This window comes from Microbacterium sp. B24, assembly GCF_000333415.1.
Classification (GTDB): domain Bacteria; phylum Actinomycetota; class Actinomycetes; order Actinomycetales; family Microbacteriaceae; genus Microbacterium.
On sequence record NZ_BADB01000020.1, the window covers coordinates 1 to 1,304 of the forward strand.

Here is a 1,304-nt window from a genome sequence, read left to right on the forward strand (position 1 = left end):
CGGAGGTCGTCGACGTGGTCGCGACGCTCCGCGTGATCAGCGACCCGCGCGCGGGTTCGTCGCTGATCAGGTTGCTCGCCGGCCCGCGCTGGGGGATCGGCGTGGCTGATCTGCGGGCATTGAGTGAGCTGTCCCGCAGGATCAGCCGTCACGACGCCGCGCTTCGGCCCTTGGAGCCCGACGTCGTGGCGCGGATGCGTTCGTCGGCGGGGGATGACCAGGGCTCGCTCATCGACGCCCTCGACTTCTTTTTGCGCCACGGCGTCGACCACGGTTGGCTGTCCGACTTCACGGCCGCGGCGCGGGAACGCCTGCGCGAGGCGGCCGCCGTCTTCGCCGGCCTGCGTCGGCAGGCGACGCTGCCGATCCCGGAGCTCGTGCGCATGATCGAACTCGAGCTCCGCCTGGACATCGAGCTCGCCGCGAATGAGGCGCGCGGTCCGGCACGCGTCGCCGGCGATCAGCTGCGCGCTTTCGTCGATGAACTGCACGGCTTTCTGGCGACGGATGACCGTGGTTCGCTGCCGAGCCTTCTCGCCTGGCTCGACCACGCCGAGCGCCTCGATGAGTTCGCACCCCGCACGGAGCCGCCCGAGGACGATGTCGTGCAGCTGCTCACGATCCACGGGTCCAAAGGCCTCGAATGGGACGCCGTGGCGGTCGTCCGCCTGGTCGAGGACGAGCTGCCCTCGCGGCCGAAGGACACGCGTGGGTGGCTCGGGTTCGGCCTTCTCCCGTACGAGTTCCGCGGCGACGCGGATTGGCTGCCCGACTTCCGGTGGGATGCCGACCGGTCCCCGACGCAGCAGGATCTCGTCGGCGCCCTGAACGACTTCGTCGCGGCCGGGCGCGCGCGCCAGCGTGATGAGGAGCGTCGGCTGGCGTACGTCGCCGTCACTCGTGCACGCGACCACCTGCTTCTGAGCGCTTCGCACTGGTCGGGCACCACGTCGCCGCGTCGCCCGAGCGCTTTCCTGGAGGAGATGGCCGCGGCCCTGGGCCGGACGCTCGACCCGGACGTCGACCCGGGCGAGAACCCTTTCGAGGGTCGCCGCCGCCTCCTGACGTGGCCGCTCGATCCCCTCGGAGCGCGGCGCGGCACCGTCGCCGCCGCCGCCGACGGCGTGCGGCGGGCGGCGGACGCCGAGCCCACCGCCGAACTCGCCCTCCTGCTCGCCGAGCGGGCGGAGCGGCAGCGCTCGGCGCGACCGGCGGCGCCCGTGCGCTTCCCGGCATCCCGTTTCAAGGACTTTCTCGGCGACGCGCCGGCGCTGCGCCGTGCGCTGCCCGAACGTCCGTATCGC

The 1,304-nt window shown here is 72.7% G+C and carries 1 protein-coding gene; it reads left to right on the plus strand.

Annotation, left to right across the window (positions count from 1 at the left end; genetic code table 11):
* Nucleotides 1–1,304, plus strand: a 1,304-nt coding sequence (locus I5I_RS00355; protein WP_036314903.1) for a 3'-5' exonuclease, incomplete at both ends; no start/stop codon positions are given.